Source organism: Petralouisia muris, from assembly GCF_004793545.1.
GTDB lineage: Bacteria > Bacillota > Clostridia > Lachnospirales > Lachnospiraceae > Petralouisia > Petralouisia muris.
This window is the reverse complement of sequence record NZ_SRYA01000087.1, coordinates 1-16,969: the sequence shown is the minus strand read 5'-3', so window position 1 is coordinate 16,969 and position 16,969 is coordinate 1. Positions and strand designations below refer to the sequence as shown.

General features: G+C 48.2%; 15 protein-coding genes and 4 pseudogenes. 3 read left to right on the top strand and 16 right to left on the bottom strand.

Annotation, left to right across the window (positions count from 1 at the left end; all coding sequences use genetic code 11):
- Positions 1-55: 55 nt before the first annotated feature.
- The 16 genes and pseudogenes from E5329_RS24700 to E5329_RS24625 all read right to left on the bottom strand — a co-directional run.
- Positions 56-769, bottom strand: a pseudogene (locus E5329_RS24700) (VirD4-like conjugal transfer protein, CD1115 family); the annotation flags it as partial.
- Positions 770-807: 38 nt separating this feature from the next.
- Complete coding sequence (locus E5329_RS24695) at positions 808-993, bottom strand: transposon-encoded TnpW family protein (protein ID WP_103241360.1); 186 nt, start codon at positions 991-993, stop codon at positions 808-810.
- Positions 990-1,841, bottom strand: coding sequence for an ATP-binding protein (locus tag E5329_RS24690; RefSeq protein ID WP_135991930.1), 852 nt, complete (start codon positions 1,839-1,841; stop codon positions 990-992). The genes E5329_RS24695 and E5329_RS24690 overlap by 4 nt, the downstream gene beginning before the upstream one ends.
- A 64-nt stretch (positions 1,842-1,905) precedes the next feature.
- Positions 1,906-2,682 carry a replication initiator protein A gene (locus tag E5329_RS24685; protein ID WP_135991929.1) on the bottom strand — a complete coding sequence of 259 codons (777 nt, stop codon included), beginning with the start codon at positions 2,680-2,682 and terminating at the stop codon, positions 1,906-1,908.
- A 73-nt stretch (positions 2,683-2,755) separates the two neighbouring features.
- Positions 2,756-3,142: a cysteine-rich VLP domain-containing protein gene (locus E5329_RS24680; protein ID WP_135991928.1), complete on the bottom strand. Its 387-nt coding sequence runs from the start codon at positions 3,140-3,142 to the stop codon at positions 2,756-2,758.
- Positions 3,132-4,763 (bottom strand): relaxase/mobilization nuclease domain-containing protein, encoded by a 1,632-nt coding sequence (locus E5329_RS24675; RefSeq protein ID WP_135991927.1) that lies wholly within the window; start codon positions 4,761-4,763, stop codon positions 3,132-3,134. Before E5329_RS24675 ends, E5329_RS24680 begins: the two co-directional genes overlap by 11 nt.
- The gene (locus tag E5329_RS24670) at positions 4,735-5,130 is read right to left on the bottom strand and encodes a plasmid mobilization protein (protein WP_135991926.1); all 396 of its coding nucleotides are present in this window, start codon (positions 5,128-5,130) and stop codon (positions 4,735-4,737) included. Before E5329_RS24670 ends, E5329_RS24675 begins: the two co-directional genes overlap by 29 nt.
- A gap of 391 nt (positions 5,131-5,521) precedes the next feature.
- The gene (locus tag E5329_RS24665; RefSeq protein WP_135991925.1) at positions 5,522-5,722 is read right to left on the bottom strand and encodes a helix-turn-helix domain-containing protein; all 201 of its coding nucleotides are present in this window, start codon (positions 5,720-5,722) and stop codon (positions 5,522-5,524) included.
- Positions 5,709-6,152: an RNA polymerase sigma factor gene (locus tag E5329_RS24660; protein ID WP_120409889.1), complete on the bottom strand. Its 444-nt coding sequence runs from the start codon at positions 6,150-6,152 to the stop codon at positions 5,709-5,711. Before E5329_RS24660 ends, E5329_RS24665 begins: the two co-directional genes overlap by 14 nt.
- Before the next feature lie 107 nt (positions 6,153-6,259).
- Complete coding sequence (locus E5329_RS24655; protein ID WP_120427726.1) at positions 6,260-8,398, bottom strand: M56 family metallopeptidase; 2,139 nt, start codon at positions 8,396-8,398, stop codon at positions 6,260-6,262.
- Positions 8,391-8,765, bottom strand: coding sequence for a BlaI/MecI/CopY family transcriptional regulator (locus E5329_RS24650; protein WP_120427727.1), 375 nt, complete (start codon positions 8,763-8,765; stop codon positions 8,391-8,393). The genes E5329_RS24655 and E5329_RS24650 overlap by 8 nt, the downstream gene beginning before the upstream one ends.
- Positions 8,766-9,080: 315 nt before the next feature.
- Positions 9,081-11,120, bottom strand: coding sequence for a recombinase family protein (locus E5329_RS24645; protein ID WP_135991924.1), 2,040 nt, complete (start codon positions 11,118-11,120; stop codon positions 9,081-9,083).
- 56 nt (positions 11,121-11,176) lie between these two features.
- Positions 11,177-11,701: pseudogene (locus E5329_RS24640) on the bottom strand (type IV secretory system conjugative DNA transfer family protein); the annotation flags it as partial.
- On the bottom strand, positions 11,698-12,177 hold the full coding sequence (locus E5329_RS24635) for a PcfB family protein (protein WP_135991923.1): 480 nt from the start codon (positions 12,175-12,177) through the stop codon (positions 11,698-11,700). The gene E5329_RS24635 and the pseudogene E5329_RS24640, both read right to left, overlap by 4 nt.
- Positions 12,178-12,257: 80 nt before the next feature.
- Positions 12,258-12,716 (bottom strand): DUF3846 domain-containing protein, encoded by a 459-nt coding sequence (locus tag E5329_RS24630; RefSeq protein ID WP_135991922.1) that lies wholly within the window; start codon positions 12,714-12,716, stop codon positions 12,258-12,260.
- 50 nt (positions 12,717-12,766) lie between these two features.
- Positions 12,767-13,753 carry a DUF6017 domain-containing protein gene (locus tag E5329_RS24625; protein WP_135991921.1) on the bottom strand — a complete coding sequence of 329 codons (987 nt, stop codon included), beginning with the start codon at positions 13,751-13,753 and terminating at the stop codon, positions 12,767-12,769.
- 196 nt (positions 13,754-13,949) lie between these two features.
- Here E5329_RS24625 and E5329_RS24620 point away from each other — a divergent pair.
- From E5329_RS24620 to E5329_RS24610, 3 genes and pseudogenes are all read left to right on the top strand, one after another.
- A pseudogene (locus E5329_RS24620) lies at positions 13,950-15,095 on the top strand (recombinase family protein); the annotation flags it as partial.
- A 303-nt stretch (positions 15,096-15,398) separates the two neighbouring features.
- Positions 15,399-16,399 (top strand): annotated as a pseudogene (locus E5329_RS24615) (DUF4368 domain-containing protein); the annotation flags it as partial.
- On the top strand, positions 16,380-16,754 hold the full coding sequence (locus E5329_RS24610; RefSeq protein WP_135991918.1) for a TnpV protein: 375 nt from the start codon (positions 16,380-16,382) through the stop codon (positions 16,752-16,754). The pseudogene E5329_RS24615 and the gene E5329_RS24610, both read left to right, overlap by 20 nt.
- Positions 16,755-16,969 lie beyond the last annotated feature (215 nt).

The window sequence follows — 16,969 nt, the reverse complement described above, 5'->3', positions numbered from 1 at the left end:
AGATAGATTACAAACAAGCCCGCGCGGAACGAATGGGTTCCGCTTACGAGCGCACGGCAAACTCGTCCAGCAGGCAGGTAACGTGGGTTTTCAGTGCGCCGCCGTTTTCCAGCGCCTTGTCGCACAGGACGTTGAACATCTGCGTATAAACCATTGCAGAAATGAAATTGAATGTCATATCCGTGTCGGACACGATACAGAACAGCGCCGTCTTGCGGTCGCCAATCTTTTCAAGTTCCAGTTCGTCGCCCTCCATCAGTTCCCGCACCTCCCGGATGTCAAAGGGAGCCATTCTTGCGCCGCAGGAAATCAGGATCGATTTTGCTGTCTTGCCGGCGGCCATTTTGTATTTTTTATACTGGCGCACCGCAAAATGTTGTGGGTCGCGTTTTTCCAGTGCGTCAAACATCAGGTCAACGGCGTTTTTGAAGTTTTCGTCATCTTCCCGAACCTCGGACGCATTGAGCATTTCCAGCAGGGTGGTCATGTTCTTTTCTTCCTCCGGCGCTTCGTACCAAATATAGGCGATCAGCGCCTGGTAGTAGAGGGCTTCGGCTTTCGCCCAAAAGTCCTCGCCGCCTTTGCTGTCCTCGCCCTTGGTGTTCTCCATGATGCAGTTGACCAGCTTCAGAATGTCGTTCTCGCAGTAGATATAGCGGAATGGGTTGTACTTCATGGACTGCTTGAAGTCAATCGTATTGAGTATTTTTATCTCATACCCGCCGCGCTGGAGCATCTTTCCACATTCCAGAACAACTGTTCCTTTCGGCATTAGTCAATAGGGAAAAAGAAAAAATGTATCTTTTTTCAATCGGTTACACTGTCCTTGTCGTTCTCAATAAGCCGCACAACCTTGTCCGTAAAGGTTTCCCGGCTCGTTTCGCTGAAATGGATATGTATGTCAAAGGTGGTATTCCCTATCCGCTTCACAAGGTCGGGCTTCGCGTCCAGAGGGGCGGCGGTGCGGCTGGTCTTGCTGGTGTCATTGTTCATAGGCTCTCCTTTCTGTTCATCAGTCCTTTTAACCGTTCCATTTTCCCCTGTGCCGTGGATTTTCTGATATTCTCCCCGGTGAAGAATACCGGGCAGCACATTTCAAGCAGACGGTCATAAATCCGGGCATGGGCGGTGTCCTCCGGGTGCTGCAATTCCTCCAGCGTCAAATTCGTTGTGACAATCAGCGGCTTCCGGCTTCGGTATCGGCTGTCAACCACGTTGTAAACCTGTTCAAGCCCGTATTCCGTGCCGCGCTCCATGCCAAAATCATCAAGGATAAGCAGGGGGAAGCGGCAAAGGCGGTCTATGTATTCGTTCCTGCCCTTGTAGCTGGCGGCAAGGTCATTGAGGATAAGGGCAAAATTCGTCATGCACACGGAAATCTCACGCTCCATAAGGGCGTTGGCGATACACCCGGCGAAATAACTCTTGCCTGTGCCTACCTTGCCCCATAGCAGATAGCCGATATTTTCCGCTCTCATTTCCTCCCAGTTCGCCGCATAAAATAAAGCCTTATCCATTTGGGGGCATTTGCCGTTGTCGTTTTCAAAAGTCCATTCCAGCATAGCCGGGTTGGTAAAGCCCTTTCGCTTCAGCCGCGCCACTTCCTCCCGGTGCTTCTGTTCCCGGTCGGCGGCTTCCTGCTTTTCCCGGCGTTTACGCTGGCAGTCACATTCTTTCGGGTGTCGGTCACGTCCGAAAAGGCTCTTGCCCTCGGTGAAGTAGGCTTCTTTGGGCTGGCGGCAGTTCCCGCAGTATAAAAGCCCGTCCTCGCCCGTGTAGTCCTCCGGCTCTGCTTCCTGTGCCGTGGCAAGCCGGAAAATAGCGTTGTCGTAATCGCTCATAAAATCGTCCTCCTTGTTCATGGTCTTTTCCACGCCCTGTTTACGGGGCGTTATATCTCTGCTGTCAAAGGCTCTCGCCCTCCTTGTAGGAATAATCGGGGATTCCCTTTTTCGGGTTCTCCTTTTTCTCCCTGTCTGCCCACCTGTAAAGCGCGGCGGCATGGTTGGCATAATCATTCCCGAAAGCGGCGATATACCGGCTCATTTCCTCAATAAGCCGTTCAAGGCTGTCCGGGTATTCCCCTTTCAGCTCCGCATATTCGGATTCAGAGAGGAAAACATTCTGATATTTGCCATAGGGCGTGGGCGGCAGCTCCCCACTCGCTCCCTTTGTTTGGTTCTCTTTTAGTTTGTTTATATTTAGTTGGTTAGGGTAAAGATTTCTTTGTATCATATCTAAAGTTTCCTTTGGTTCAGTTGTACAGTTTTCTTTAGGACTGACGTAAAGATTTCTTTGTGTCATATCCAAAGAAACCTTTACTGCTTCCGGCACTTTCACATAAAGGCGGTTCGGTGCGGAAAATCCCCGGCGTTCCCGTACCAGAAGCCCGGCAGCGTCCAGCTCTTTCAAGGCGTTCTGTATGGTCATGGTGCTTTTATCCAGTATTTCCGCTATCTCCGCTATGGGGTAGACAATGTATGTCCTGCCCCCGTTATCCTGCCAGCCGTTCTTCTGTGAGAGGGTGGAGCGGTCAAGGAGCAGCGCATAGAGCAGCTTCGCGGTCTGTGACACGTCCATTTTCAGCATGAAACGGGGGTAGGGCAGAAATGGGGGTATCGGGGTGTTGGCTGTGATATATTCGGTCATGTTTTTTACCTCCTGTGGCTTTCTGTTACGCATTTAAAACAGCTTTTCCGGGTGCAAAGGATAAAAGTACCGCATACCCTTTGAGCGGTAGCCGGAAAGCCTTGATTTACGGGGGTCTTGCATTTCCTAAAGCGTGACATTTCCCCCTCTGTTTCCGCTTGCGCTGTGCGGCTCGGATTCTTTTCATGCGTCCGGCACACTCTGGGCAGTATTTCCCACGGTTCGATTTGGGGAGAAACTGACCGCCACACTCGGTACAGCGTTTCAGTTCTGCCCGGTGCAAAAGGGCGGCTTCCAGTTTCCAGTCAAGGGGAAGCACGGCAGAGATAAACCAGCGACATAAGAGCGAATAGCTGATACTCTGCACACATACACAAGGCTCGCCATAATCCAGCGCAATACAGTTGCCGTTGTCATAGTTGCAGCACTCATGCACAAGCCGACAAGCCGCCCTGTGCTGGCGGTAGTCCATGTAAGGGCGTTTACCGTTCATTATCCCGCCCCTTTCCGCGCCCCGGCTCTCGCCTTAAAATCTGCTCAATATTGCCCTTGACGGTCTGCAATTCCTTTGTTTTTTCCCTCTTTTCCCGGTACTCGTTGTAAAGGCTGTTCTTCTCCCTCATAAGCTGCTCAATCTCCGCTTGTAAGGTCTTGGACGCTGGCAGTTTGGTAATGCCCTTTGCCTTAAAATACCGGGTGGCAGCTTCGGCTATCATAAAATCGCTTTCGTGCTGCTCCCGGTAGTTTTTGCGGGCTTTCTCTGTTTTCTGTGCTTTCAGCCCGTCACGGGCGGGCTTGGTCTTGATGTATGCCAATAGCTGTTTCTGCAAGTCCTTTTTCTCATGCAAGGTGCTTTCCACGGTTTTCAGTTCGGCGTGGACGCTGTTCAGCTCCGCACTGGCGGCGGCAAGGGCGGCTTTCAGTTCTTCCGGGGAAGAAAAGCCGGATTCCTCATAAATACTCATGGTCGCCGCCATTTGCTTTAAGTTGTGGACAGCCGCCCAGCGGTCATATCCTATGCCCTTGCCCTCGGCTCGTTTCGCTTCCCGGTCTACCATGCGTTGTACGCTGTCATTCTTCGGGGCGTTTATGGCAACTTTATTGCGCTGTAAGCGGTCTTTTATGCTCCGTGGGTATTCCTCTTTGGGTAGGTGCTTTTCGGCGGCTCTGGCGGCGTTCTGTGCGTTCATGGTGAGTGCTTCCAGTACGGCGGCACGGTCAAAATCATCACCCAACTTCCGGGCGGTGATTGGCTTCGTCCTGTCCGGCGTGAGATAGCTCAACCTCCCCCGGCTCTCCTTGACGGTCACGCCCTGTTGTAGCAGCTTCCCGGAGAAATCCTCAAAAGAGAGGGCAGAGGACAGGGCGGTGCGGATCGTGCGCCGCAGCTTCTCCTTGTCGGTTTCAAATTTGGTCGGTTTAGGCGGCTCTCCTGTGGCGGCAAGGGAAGCATTTTCTTTATCCAGTGCGGCTTGTCCTTTCCGCTTCGCCCAATATTCACGCTCGGTAATACGGTTCTTACTGCCATTGAGTAAATCAATCTGATAGAGGTTTTCCCGGTGGCACATCTCCATGACTTCCGCTTTGAAATACTCCATAGCTACGTCCGTGCAGCGGTGCTTGCAGCCCTCCCTTGTGTCCGCTGGTCTTTCCATGTAGGGCAGTAACGGCACTTCCTCAATCCGTAGGGAATTGATTACGATATGCACATGAATGTTGCCGCTGTGGTTATGCCCGTCCGGGTGGGTGCATACAAGGGCTTGGTGTCCGGGGAAATGCTCTTTACAGAACTGCTCGCCTAACTGTTGCGCCCGGTCTACGGATAGCCCATTGTCGGCAGCGTCACGGGGGTCAAAACTGATAATGTAATGGTGGCTCTTTACGTCCTCTTTTCTTTGGTTCTTGCCGTATTTCAGATTGGAGCGCATACACGCTATGGCGAAATCTTCCCCGCCGCAATTCAGAGAGGAAATGAGATAGCCCGTCCTCGGTATTATCTGCCCGTCTTTATCAAGAGTGGGCTTCATGGTAAACTCGTCATGCTCAAAGGTTAGGTACTGCTCGGCAGCTCCATAGTCGGCATTTTTAGAGCTGATATGTTTGAACGTTGCCAACGGCTTCACCTACTTTCTGCAAGACTTCAAACTTCAAGGCGGTAAGCTCCGTTGTGGCAGCTCGTACCTCTTTTGAGAGGGCGTTATAAGGTGTGCCGTACTCGTTCAGACAGCGGGCAATCTGATTCAAGTTTCCGCCGATTTTTCCGTATTCGGCGGTGAGTTTCCCAACAGCAGACAGTAATTCATCATTGACCGGGGAAACAGTGATAACCGGGCGTATGCTTGACTTGATAAGTGCTTGCCGGATATATTCAGACTGGCTCATTTTGCAGAGGGAAACACGCTCGGAAAACTCGGCGTATTCTTCCTCGGTCAAGCGTGTCTTGATTACCCGGCGGCGGTGGGGCGTGTTGTATTTTCTCATGGCTGTGAACCTCCTTTCGTGGGTGGATTTTTTCAAGCGGCGCAAGCCGCAAAAAGGCGGGCTTGGGGTGGCAACCCCAACAAGATTCCCACAGGACAAATTGAGCCGGTAGGCGAAATTTGGTACTGTGGTAGAATCTTGCTCTTAGAAAGTGACGGATTCCGCTGTGCTGGCTTCTACCGTTTTCCCCGGCTTGCGTGGCATGGATTGCGCCAACTTTGCGGCGGTATTTTCTCCCACTGTAAATCCGGAGATAAGCAAAATAGGCGTAAAAAAACAGGAAACCTTATTCCCCGATTTCCTGTTTCGTATCTTCGCCAATAGCGGCGGTTATCCTGTTGTGATTTCCCAATACAATTATGTAGGCTGTCTGTGCTTGTCCGGCTCTTTTTCAGTCAAAACGGAACTGGAACAGGGCAGTAATAAGCCGTTGCTTTATGCTGTCCTCGGTATCTGTATTGACATATCCATTCTCAAGGGCGGCAAGCCGGATTCGCCTGCTGTAATGCCGCAAGACTTCCTCCACGGCTTCCGGGGCGCCGCTGGTCGCCCGGACAATGGTTTCATACGGTATAAGTTTAGGATTCCCCATGCAAAAGCACCTCCATTTCCTCCTGCAACATCTGTAAGGCACTGTGGATATAATGCCATGCTGTACTCTTGCATTGTCCGTATAAATCCGCGATTTCCTGTTGTGTATAATTCCCAAAAAAGTAAAGATAGATGATTTCTCTCTTTTTCTCCGGCAGGGATAACAGGGCTGCAGCAAGCTCGCCGTTGGTGAGTATGATTGTCTGACCGCAGATTGTAACGGGGTATTGTTCGTAGGGTGATTTGAGAAATTCGTCTGATGTGCTTAGAGGGTAAAACTTTTCTTCTGTGAGGTATTCAAAGGATATTTCTCTTTGCCGCCGCCTGTTCCTGTCACGCCATGCATTGATAGCGGCATAGCGTATGACGACTTTGCAGAAACCATTGAAAGAATACATGATATGTTCCCTGTATGCTTCTGTGCAGTCCATAGAAAATTCCCCCTTTCTCCCACATGGGAAACAATATTGATAAGTTCATTTATTTTGCAAGAGGCAGCTTTGTTTTAGTCGGCTGCCCCTTGTTAAACCATAACAATTTAATCAAGCAATTCATCAGATAAGACTACAACAAAATTAGTTTTCTTATCTGTTCGCGCCCGTTTCAGCCATTCCTGTTTTTCTTCCTTTGTCATGCAATCAAGCAGAATTGTAAACCGGGCAATATTATTAGCTTCATAGTATTTCTCGGCATATTTTTTCAAATCACTTGATTGCATATAATCTGAAAGTACGGCAAAGAAATTTGATTTATTATCCTGTTCCGATTTATCTATATACTGTAAAATTAAATCTGCGTCCATGTTCTGTACAATAGTTGAAAAGAGCGCAATTTTATCAGCGTCATATACTTTCTTGTAGTAATCTTTTTGGGTTACTTCATCTAATACTGAAAAGAGTGCAGAAAATCTAATCAAGTCCTCATTTTGAAAATATTTTTCTGTCAATGCTGGTATATCATCAGTTGCAACAGGCGTTATACTCATAATTAAAGGCATTTCTATTGTCGGACTAATATTTGCACTTTTCAAAGAATAAATCAATTCTTCTATTGCCGAAACAGCTTCGCTGTCATTTATATAATCTTTTGCAGTATCAGAAAAATACACCGTCATTTTCGAGTTGTCTTTCATGACAATTTCTGTTACTCCATAGTATTGCTGGGCTTTTGCATATACGTTCCAACCCATTTCAATAATATAGGAATTGCAGTAATATCCTTTTTGTGTATAAGTGTATTTGTATGATTCATTATTTTCAAAATCCGTATTATCCAAATTTTCATTATCCAGATACCAACCAAACCCTAAATTTTCATCATAAATATATGTATCTGTTCCGTTGTTTTTCTTCTCTGATATTGATGCCGCAGTTTCTATAACCAATCCCTTTTCTTTTTCTGTAAGATTTTTCATATATTTACACTGTTCTGTGACATCTTCAAGAAGTGTTTCCTTATTGTCAAACGGTCCAATAGATGTCCAGCTATCTTTTCGCACCACAACAAACTTGATGCTTCCAACTGATACAGATGCCTGTGGTCTATCTTCTTCGTCCGCACCTTCACAAAAGATATAATACACTCCATTATCTGTTAAAACTTCATTCAATATTTCGCTGTCCCTCCACGTTTTCTTATCATTAGCAACAGAAGGGGCGGCGTATGCACCAGTCACAAAAAAGCAGACGCAAACAGCAACCGTAAAAATGGCAGTAATGGCAATAATCACTTTTGATTTTTTCCTAAATTTCATAATCGCACCTAACCTTTCTTTTAACTGTTCTGCTCCCTCTGTCAAAGTGACGGAAGCTAAAGAACTTTTGTAGAGATTGTTTGATTTCAAAAATGAAATTAGTATATCTCCATACTCACGCCTTGCGGTATCGTCAAGTACAGATATAACTTTTTCATCACATGACAATTCACATGATTTATTCACTTCCTTTTCCAGCAAATACACAAAAGGATTGAACCAATGGACGCACACAACAATCTGTATCAGCCATTTATAAAACATATCCCTCTGCTTGTAGTGAATTAGCTCATGCACAAAGATATAAGATAACTCTTTATCTTCCAATTCGCCAACAGGCAAAATGATTCTTGGTCGAAAGAAACCGATCAGCATGGGGGAAGCAATCAGAGAATTACGGGATAATTCAACCCTTGTTTTTATATTCAGTTTTTCTTCACAATCAGATAGCAGATTCAAGATTTTTATATCCGATACCTCTTTATTTCCTGCTTTGATGTATTGGATAAATCCTTGATAAACTGTTACCTTACGAACAAATAAAATCAGTGCCAATGCTGACCAGATAAAAAACAGGCAGACATATTTATTAAATGGCTCACGCATGGCAGCGGCGTTTATTTCCCGGTTTGTCTGTATCGGCTCTGCTTCGTTGTTACCCGTATCTGCGGGAACGGGTATATTAGGGCTTGTAGGAATTTCATTCGTTATTGCTACTGTGTCGATTTTTTCAAACAGGCTTCCAACAACCGCATTATCGGGAGTAAAGGGAAGCAGAAACCGCAAAGCAACAACTATCCAGATATAATACTGCCAACGCTTGCTGAACTTGTTTTTATACAGCGGCTTCAATCCCAAAATGAAAAGCAGTAACAGTGCGCCGGAAACAGAAAGCGACAATAATACTTTTATAAATTCATTCATTTTCTTTTCTCCAAAATGTTTCAATCTCTTTCAATTCATCTGCCGAAAGAATATCCTGCCGCAACAAGGTTGATACTAAGTTTTTCACATTCCCGCCGTAGACTTTATCAAGAAAGCTGTGGGTCTGCATGGTCTGGTATTCTGCTTCTGTTACCGTAGCCACATACTCATTCTTCCTGCCGATTTTTTTGACTTTCAAGAACTTTTTTTCGCCCAGACGGGAAAGCAGAGTGAGTACGGTGTTGTTCTTCCATTCGTTTTTGTCTTTTTCCAATTCCTCCATGATGAGGGAGTATAAAGCCGCCCCTCCATTCTTCCAGATGATTTTCATTAGTACCAGTTCGGATTCAGAAATTTGCTGTGCCATATTGTCCTCCTTTTTATCTTAACATTTTGTAGGTATGTATTTATATTAACACTTCGTAGGTGATAATGCAATACCCTAAAAGAAATTTAAGAATTTATAAAAAGATAGGGGTGGGATTCCGTAGTAGTCGGCATTCGTGGTAATGTGTATAACTGGCTGTCTTTTGGAATTGTGGGTAACTCTGTTTGCAGGACGTGGTAAAGCTGCACTTTAGCTTTTCCATGTGCTGTGAACAGGGTTATCCATGATTCCATAGCCTGTTATGCACATTTCCACAATGCTCCTTTTGTTCCTCCCGGAGTGGAGCTGCCCCCACTAACTGACTTTTCTTTTCGGCTGGTCGCTTTTCTTTCCCTCCCGCCTTGCCCTCTGCTGGTCGGCTTTCTTACGGCGGTATGCCGCAAGCCGTTCCGTTTCCTCCGGCATGAGGTCTGCCCCGGTCTTTTCAACCGCCATAAGCTCCTTTATGGATTTCTGCTTGGGCGGCTTCTCCGGCTCGCTGGCTTTTCGTTTCTCCCGCCATTCCTTTTGCCACTCCCGGTTGTGTGCAAGCCGCTTTTCCTCCTCTTCCAGTTCCTCCGGGGTGAGAAGCCCCGCTTTCTTCCTTGCGGTAAATTCCCGTTTCTCTGCCTTGCGCTTCTCATAACGCGCCTTTGCAAGCTCCTTTGACCGGGCTTCCTTTGCTGCCTGTTCCTCACGCTGGCGGCGTTGTTCCTCTACCTCTGCCGGGGTGACGATATATTCCGGCACTTCAAAAGCCCCGATGAAGTTCAGATAAATGTCTATCCGCTGGCGGCGGTCATTCCCCCGCCCCTCACCCTCATGCACAATCACTTTCTCGATAAACTCGTTGAGCATGGGCGTTGTCAATTCAGAGAAATCAGTATAGCGTTTTACAAGCTGGATAAACTGGTCTGTTTTCAGCCTGTCGGCGTTCCAGCTCTCAATCTGCCTTTGCCATTCAGCTATGGACGTTTCCAGCCCGGTCTGTTCCTCGTCATATTCGGCAAGAAGCCGGGTAAAGTGCTTGTCGGGTATCTTGCCCGTGGCGTTGCCCTCATACAGCTTTTTCACAAGCCCGTCAAGTTCTTTGTGCCGCTTCTGTGCCTTATTGATTTTCTGCTTGCACTCTTTGACGGTCTTTTCTTGGTTCTGGTCGGACGCTTCCCGGACGCGCTCTGTAAACTCCTTTTCGTTGTGCCGCACATACCAGCTCACGCGCTGGATAACGGCAAGAATGGCGGCTTCAATCTTCGCTGTGGGGATATAGTGCATGGTGCAGTCATGGGTAAGCTGGCGGTAGCCGGAGCAGACAAAAGCGTCCTCTATCCATTTCCCTTGCACAAGGTTGTAGCGGTGTGTCAACTTTGAGCCGCAGTCGGCGCAGTAGAGAAGCCCGGTCAAGCGGTTAGGGGCGTTCTGCCGTTTCGGGGCGCGGCGCACGGTTTCCCGTATCTTCTGTACAGTCTGCCACGTTTCCTCGTCCACAATGGCGGGGATTGCGCCCTCAAAAACGTGCTGTTCCTCCGGCGCGGTCTTTCGGGTGCTTTTGGTCTTGTAATTCTCGCATACGGTTTTCCCTAACACCTTGCACCCTGTGTATTCCGGGCGTTTCAGTATGTAGCCGATAGTGGTAGCTGACCATGCGTAGGGGTCGGCGTACTTTGCCGCCCGGACTGGCTCGCCTGTCCGCTTCCAATGCTCGGACGGGATAGGGATTTTCTCGGCGCGGAGTGTTTTTGCTATGCTGGCTATGGTTTCCCCGGCAAGGACGCTCTGGAAGATACGGCGCACAACGGCGGCGGCTTCCTCGTCAATTATCCATTCGCCTTTTTCCTCTTTGGAAGCGCGGTAGCCGTAGCAGACGCTCCCGGAACAGCGCAAGCCCTTTTCCATTCTTGACTTGAAAACAGTCTTAATTTTGCGGCTGGTGTCGGCAACGTACCACTCATTTATCACGTCACGGAAGATAGACATAATATCAAAGCCGTTTGCGGTGTCAAGATTGTCATTGGCGGCGATAAAACGCACATGGCACTCGTCAAAGGTGCGCTTCAAAAGCCCTACTTCAACCACATCACGCCCGATTCGACTCTGGTCTTTGATGATAACCGTTGCCACGTTCCCCGCCCGGATTTCATCCAACATAGCGTCAAGCCCCGGACGCTTGAACGTAGTTCCCCGGATTCCGTCATCTGTAAAATGCCGGATATTGGTAAACCCGTTTTTCCTTGCGTAGTCCTCTAAAATCCGCTTTTGATTCTCGATAGATACGCTTTCCCCGGCTCGCTCGTCGTCATGGGAGAGTCTTTCGTAAAGGGCTGTGAGTTTGTCTTTCTCTGTCTGTTTCTTCATAGTGTGTAACCTCCTTTTTTGAGAATACCTACTTCTCTCAACCCTTATTGTAGTTATCCGTTTGGGTCAGTCACGATATAGCTTGCGTTCATCTGCATGAGGTTGGGCTTGATGTGGAAGCGGGTCTTGCCGGAGCCGGAACCGCCGATTACCAGCACGTTTTTGTTGATATTGTACTTGGGGATTTTGTTGCGCCCCACCATGACACGCTCCGTCTGCGTCAGGAGAATGTTCTGGTCGAATTGGGGATTGATGAAAGGCTTAATATCGTCGGAATTTCCCCAACGCGCCGAACCGTACTCAACTCCGTGGCGGTATTTCTTTGCATTTTTCGCTTTGAAATACACCACAGCGCGGATAATGACCGCACCGGCAGCGCCGATCAGCAGGTCGCGGGGGTAGAAGCTGGGCAACGGGTTTTGGGAAATCAGCGTACCCAGGCCGGATACTGCGCCCATCGCCTTTGTCACCATATCCGCACCCTCTGCCAGCCGGTAGCCCTCTGCTACACGGTTGAAAAACCAGAAAATGAACACATAAGGCAGGTTAGGGAGCAGGATTTTCTTTACATCCAGTTTCACAGTTCAACGCCCCCTTTCTCCCGGTTTTTGGCGGTATCCCGCGTCAGGTTCTTTGCAATCTCCTTGAAGTGCGAAAGTTGGCCTATCAGTGACGGCTTTTTCTGCGTGGAGCGGTTCAGGCTTTTCCCAGCATATTCGGCAAAGGCGGCGTTCAGCGCGTCCGCGTCCCGTGCCTTGAAAAAGACAAGGTATTTGCCCTGCGCCGGGTCTTTTTTCAGTGCAAAGTCTACCCCGTATTTCCGCGCCACACGCTCAAAGGACTTGATGTTCTTGTCGGTGATCTCAATGTTCTGCACGCCTGCGCCCTGGCTTACAAGTTGCTTCACGGTCTGCTTGCCGTGGTGGATTTTGGGGTTCTGGGCCTGCGCCAGATATTTCCGAATGGCCCATTTCAGCAGGCCGGCGGTCAGCCTGCCGCCTGTCTTGCCGACCTTGATGGTGAGTGCCACCGATTTGTCGCGTACTTCATCCTGCATGGTAAAACCTCCTCTCTTTGCAGGCTGGGACTAAGCTGGTGTGCGTTAAGGCGGAACCAGCAGGCGGCGGAGCAGGTACTTCATGCGTCGGCCTCCTTTCCGCCCCACTTGGTCAGCACCACGGATTCGCCGCTTGCCATGCTGCCCCAAAGCCTGCCGGTGGTTTCGGCAAACTTGGCAGGAGAAGTGCAGATGTGGTCTGCCCCCAGCATCATAAACTCGCCAGGGCTGGCGAAAAGCCGCTGAAACTCGGCTTGCTGGGCAGGGGAAAGGGAGCAGAAGCCCTCCACGTCAGAAAGCCCGCACAGCAGGAATGTACCGCTGATGCACTCGTTCACAAAGGGATTGCAGCGGTTGGGCGGCAGTCCCTGACGGTTGGCGTCCTCGTTGTAAAGCAGCATGACCCGCTGGGGCAGGAAACAGCCCATCGCCAATTCGCCGCCGACAAGCTGCGAAAAAGTTTCCAGCGAGTAGTCCACCCGTGCCGGTCTGGGCGCTTTGCCCGGTTCCACTACCAGAATGTTGATTTCATGTTCCATGCAAAAGTCCTCCTTTGGTTTGATTGGTATATTTTTAAGCGCTAGGCAGCTTAACCGCTCAGCAGCCCATGCGCCATGTCGTGGCTGACAAGGGATGTGTAATATTGTCCCATCGTGACAGGGGCGTTGTAGAGTGCCGCCAGTGTGTACGCCTTGATGTTGCCGATCTTGGCAGTGTTGCTTTTCAGGCTGTCCATGACATAGCCGATATGTTCACTGTTCAGCTTCAGGAACCGGCTTTTGACAACCTCGGTGGGTATTTCCTGCCCGCAGATACGGACAGATTCCCGTGTGGAGCAGCAGATTTCAAGCATCAGTTCCACGTAGCCGTCCAGCAAGTCCTTGTCCCAGGGGTTCCGTTCCAGAAGAATGTCATAGTCGATATTTTCTAAAATTAACTCGCGGTAGCTTTCCATCTCATCCAATCCCATCCTGCGCGGAGCGCGTTTACCAGCAGGGAAAGAAAATGCCGAGGGGGTAGGGGGTGGGATGGATGGATCAGTATCACTTTTTTCAGTTTTATTTATATCAGTATTATTAGGGGCGGAAATCCCGCACTCTTGACCGCTGGTTTTCAGGGGTGCAGACTGCGGTTTTTCAGCAGTCTTGACTGCGGCACTGTCAAGCGGTCTTGACTGCTGGTTTTCCGCAGTCTGAACCGGCGCGGAGGGTTCCAGCTCCAGGATGAAGTTTTTAACGTAAATCCGGGCGGGGTGTCCCTGGCCCTGCTTTTTCCGTTCCATAAGGCCGATGCCCTCCAATTCGCGGAACAGCTTTGTCGCCTTGTCCTTGCCGCAGTCCAGCATCGTCATGGCTTCCTCCTGGGTGAAGTAGAGGAACACGCGCCCGTTATCATCCAGCCAGCCGTTGCGGGCAGACAGACCCATGCGGTCAAGCAGCAGACCGTACAGCACTTTTGCTTCCAGCGATATGCCCTTGTAGCGGCGGTCGGTCAAAAGTATTTTTGGGATACGGTAGAAGCTGTACTGGTCGGCTTCATTTCCGTAGTAGTAATTAAGATTCAAAGTTTCCGGCATTTTCAAAGCCTCCTGTCTAAATGAAAATGCCCCGGCAATCTGCGTTACCGGGGCAAAGCGATGTATAACAAAAAAGCCGCGCAGTAGCTGAGTGTTCGTCAGTTACTGCGCGGCTTGTGGTTTCGATATTCGGTTTTTTCGTAGTGTGTGCCAAAGTAGGCCATCTTTTCTACATTTTTTGTCGGAGTTTTGACAGATAATCGGGCATTTTCCCTGTTTTTCTCGGCGTTTTCCTCTACGTCTATTCGTCTGTTCGTCAGATGATGGAAACGTCGGGGAGAGCATGAGTATCGGGAGCCAGAAAGCAATCCTTAAACGGAAAGCGGAAGAAATGGGAATCCACAGCTACAAGTTCTACGTAGACGATGGGTACTCTGGTACGAATTTTAACCGGCCATCTTTTCAACAGATAATTGCGGATATCGAAGCGGGGCATGTGGATTGCGTCATAACCAAAGATTTATCAAGGCTCGGCAGGAATTATCTGGAGAGCGGGGCGTATATCGAGGTATTTTTCCCGAACCACCATGTCCGCTATATCGCTGTCAATGACGGCGTAGATTCCGCAAACAGCGGTGAGATGGACATTACTCCGTTCAAGAATATCCTGAACGAATTTTATTCGAGGGATATTTCTAAAAAGGTAAAGACGGGAAGGTATATCCGAGCCAGTCAGGGGAAATTTATGGGGGCGTATGCACCGTTTGGTTATAAAAAAGACCCGGCAGACAAAAATCATCTGATTGCGGATGAAGAGACAGCGCCGACTGTTCGCTATATTTTCCAGCTTGCGTTGGAAGGTTACGGAAACAATAAGATCGGGAAAATTCTTTATGAAGAAAAAATTCCGAAGCCAGCTTATTACAATCAGGAAGTTTTCGGGAAGTTTTTGATCACTGAGGATGATATTTATAATTGGAAACAGTCTACGATCATCCGTATACTCCGGAATCCTCTGTATAAAGGTTATTTTTGGGTACAGAGGTATGACAGGAAGCATTTTAAACAGCAGTCAAGAGGTTATATCCCGATTAAGGAACGTGTAACTATACCCAGCGACCATGAAGCCCTAGTAGACGAGCATACATGGAATACCGTTCAGGAAATTCTTGACAGGCATACAAAAGTAAAGCCTTGTACTTCTGGTTATGATAATAAGTTCCGGGGAATTTTAAAATGTGCCGATTGTGGCAATAATCTGACAATCCATACGGACGGAAGGAACCCGGACAGACCTTTGCTTGAAAAGACGTATTACCTGTGCCGGATTTACCGTGCAAGGGGAGCGAAGTTCTGCAGTAAGCACCGCATCAGCGCCGGGGATTTGGAAGAACTGGTACTTTCTGATATCCAGTTCCATGCAGGGAAGGTCATAAAGGATCGAGAGAAATTTATGCGGAAAGTGCTTGGTCAGATGGACATATCATCTGCAAACAGCAAGGCAAATATTGACAATAAAGTGGCTGTCTTAGAGAAAAAGTTAAAAGAATCTGATAAACAATTCATCAAGCTGTATGGGGACTGGTCAAAGCAGATAATATCAGAGCAGCAATTCCGGTTGCTGTCTGCCCACTTTGAGCAGGAAAAGAAAGACTATACAGAGCAAATCGAAAAGTTAAAAGCGATGGCTGAAAATCTGGAGGACAGTGCGGATAAAGCGGAACGCCTTGCCGATGAGATGGCAGAGTGTGCCGAGATTAAGGAACTGACTACAGAGATTGTAAATCGCCTGATCGAAAAGATTGAGGTATCGGAACCTCAGACTATCAACGATGAGAAAGTCCAGAATATCAGGATTTTCTACAAATTTGTTGGAGAAATCAATTAAAAATCCATTTATGTATCTATAATACTGGGGGTAGTGAATTGGCTCCGGAAGGCACTGGATACAGGGCGCGTACACGTTTTGCCAAGTTCTTCAACCTGCCGGAACTAATGAATATGTTCAAAGAAATTGCGGACATCAAGACCGCAGACCAGCTTAACCTGCCCACGCCGGAAGTGGAATGCCATAATATCGTATCAGAGCCAACGGAGTTTCAGCAGGCTATGGTAAAGGAACTGTCCAAACGCGCAGAGAAAGTCCACGGCGGAATCGACCCGCACATTGATAACATGCTTCGCATCACATCAGACGGGCGGAAGCTGGGGCTTGACCAAAGAATTATTAACCCCATGCTGCCGGACGAGCCGGAAACGAAAGTGAATAAATGCGTTGAAAATATTTTAAAGATATGGAAAGAAGGTGATTCTGAAAGATTAACGCAGCTCGTGTTCTGTGACATTGCGACACCATCTGGAAAGCCAGCAGGCGGTTCGGAAGATGCTCCGTTTACGAACATCTATGACGATATCCGTAAGAAGTTAATCAATGGCGGCATGGCCCCGGAACAGGTTGCTTTTATACATAGTGCAAAAACGGACATACAAAAGAAAGAGCTGTTCGCAAAAGTCCACTCCGGACAGGTGCGTGTCTTAATTGGTTCTACTCAGAAGATGGGTGCCGGAACCAACGTACAGGACAGGCTTATCGCATTACACGACCTGGATTGCCCCTGGCGCCCCCGCGATGTAGGACGGATTTTGCGGACATTCAAAATAAAAAAGAAAGTGGAGGTAACAGACAATGGCAAAGACGATTTTTGAGGAACTGGGCGGCAAATACGAACGGCAAGGAGATTATTTAATACCGTGCTTAACTGTACCCGCCGAAGAAGAACAGCCGATAGGCACATGGGGACAGCGGCATCTGGACTATTTGAAGCAGTACCGCAAGGTTACATACACCAATCTTCTCACAAGCGGCAGACTGAATACATACCTTGCCGACATCGACAGGCAGGCGCAGGAACGCTTTGAAAGGCTCATAGAGAGCATGAAACAGGCACAGGGCATAACGGAACGCCTAAAGGAAGAAAACGCCTTAGAATGGGTACAACACTTAAATAACATAAGGGCTTGTGCAAGGGAGACTGTGAACAAGGAAATTATTTATAATTAGTGAAGAAACGGTAGGATATCAATATCAAAAATCCTGCCGTATTTTAATGAGGAACGATTCTTGTTCATGGAATCATTTTCTTGATTGTATTATTCGTTTTGACGCATTATAATATCAGTTGTGTAGTCTCGGAAAGTCCATGAAGAAACAGAAAAGAATCATGTTATATGAATGGGAGTGACGGGGAGGAATAAAAAATGCTTATTTCTGAGTGG

Excerpts from the sequence above, each read along its gene's own strand:
- E5329_RS24695 (WP_103241360.1), bottom strand. The coding sequence starts at position 993 with ATGAACAATGACACCAGCAAGACCAGCCGCACCGCCGCCCCTCTGGAC.
- E5329_RS24690 (WP_135991930.1), bottom strand. The coding sequence starts at position 1,841 with ATGAGCGATTACGACAACGCTATTTTCCGGCTTGCCACGGCACAGGAA.
- E5329_RS24685 (WP_135991929.1), bottom strand. The coding sequence starts at position 2,682 with ATGCGTAACAGAAAGCCACAGGAGGTAAAAAACATGACCGAATATATC.
- E5329_RS24680 (WP_135991928.1), bottom strand. The coding sequence starts at position 3,142 with ATGAACGGTAAACGCCCTTACATGGACTACCGCCAGCACAGGGCGGCT.
- E5329_RS24670 (WP_135991926.1), bottom strand. The coding sequence starts at position 5,130 with ATGAGAAAATACAACACGCCCCACCGCCGCCGGGTAATCAAGACACGC.
- E5329_RS24665 (WP_135991925.1), bottom strand. The coding sequence starts at position 5,722 with ATGGGGAATCCTAAACTTATACCGTATGAAACCATTGTCCGGGCGACC.
- E5329_RS24660 (WP_120409889.1), bottom strand. The coding sequence starts at position 6,152 with ATGGACTGCACAGAAGCATACAGGGAACATATCATGTATTCTTTCAAT.
- E5329_RS24655 (WP_120427726.1), bottom strand. The coding sequence starts at position 8,398 with ATGAATGAATTTATAAAAGTATTATTGTCGCTTTCTGTTTCCGGCGCA.
- E5329_RS24650 (WP_120427727.1), bottom strand. The coding sequence starts at position 8,765 with ATGGCACAGCAAATTTCTGAATCCGAACTGGTACTAATGAAAATCATC.
- E5329_RS24645 (WP_135991924.1), bottom strand. The coding sequence starts at position 11,120 with ATGAAGAAACAGACAGAGAAAGACAAACTCACAGCCCTTTACGAAAGA.
- E5329_RS24635 (WP_135991923.1), bottom strand. The coding sequence starts at position 12,177 with ATGCAGGATGAAGTACGCGACAAATCGGTGGCACTCACCATCAAGGTC.
- E5329_RS24630 (WP_135991922.1), bottom strand. The coding sequence starts at position 12,716 with ATGGAACATGAAATCAACATTCTGGTAGTGGAACCGGGCAAAGCGCCC.
- E5329_RS24625 (WP_135991921.1), bottom strand. The coding sequence starts at position 13,753 with ATGCCGGAAACTTTGAATCTTAATTACTACTACGGAAATGAAGCCGAC.
- E5329_RS24610 (WP_135991918.1), top strand. The coding sequence starts at position 16,380 with ATGGCAAAGACGATTTTTGAGGAACTGGGCGGCAAATACGAACGGCAA.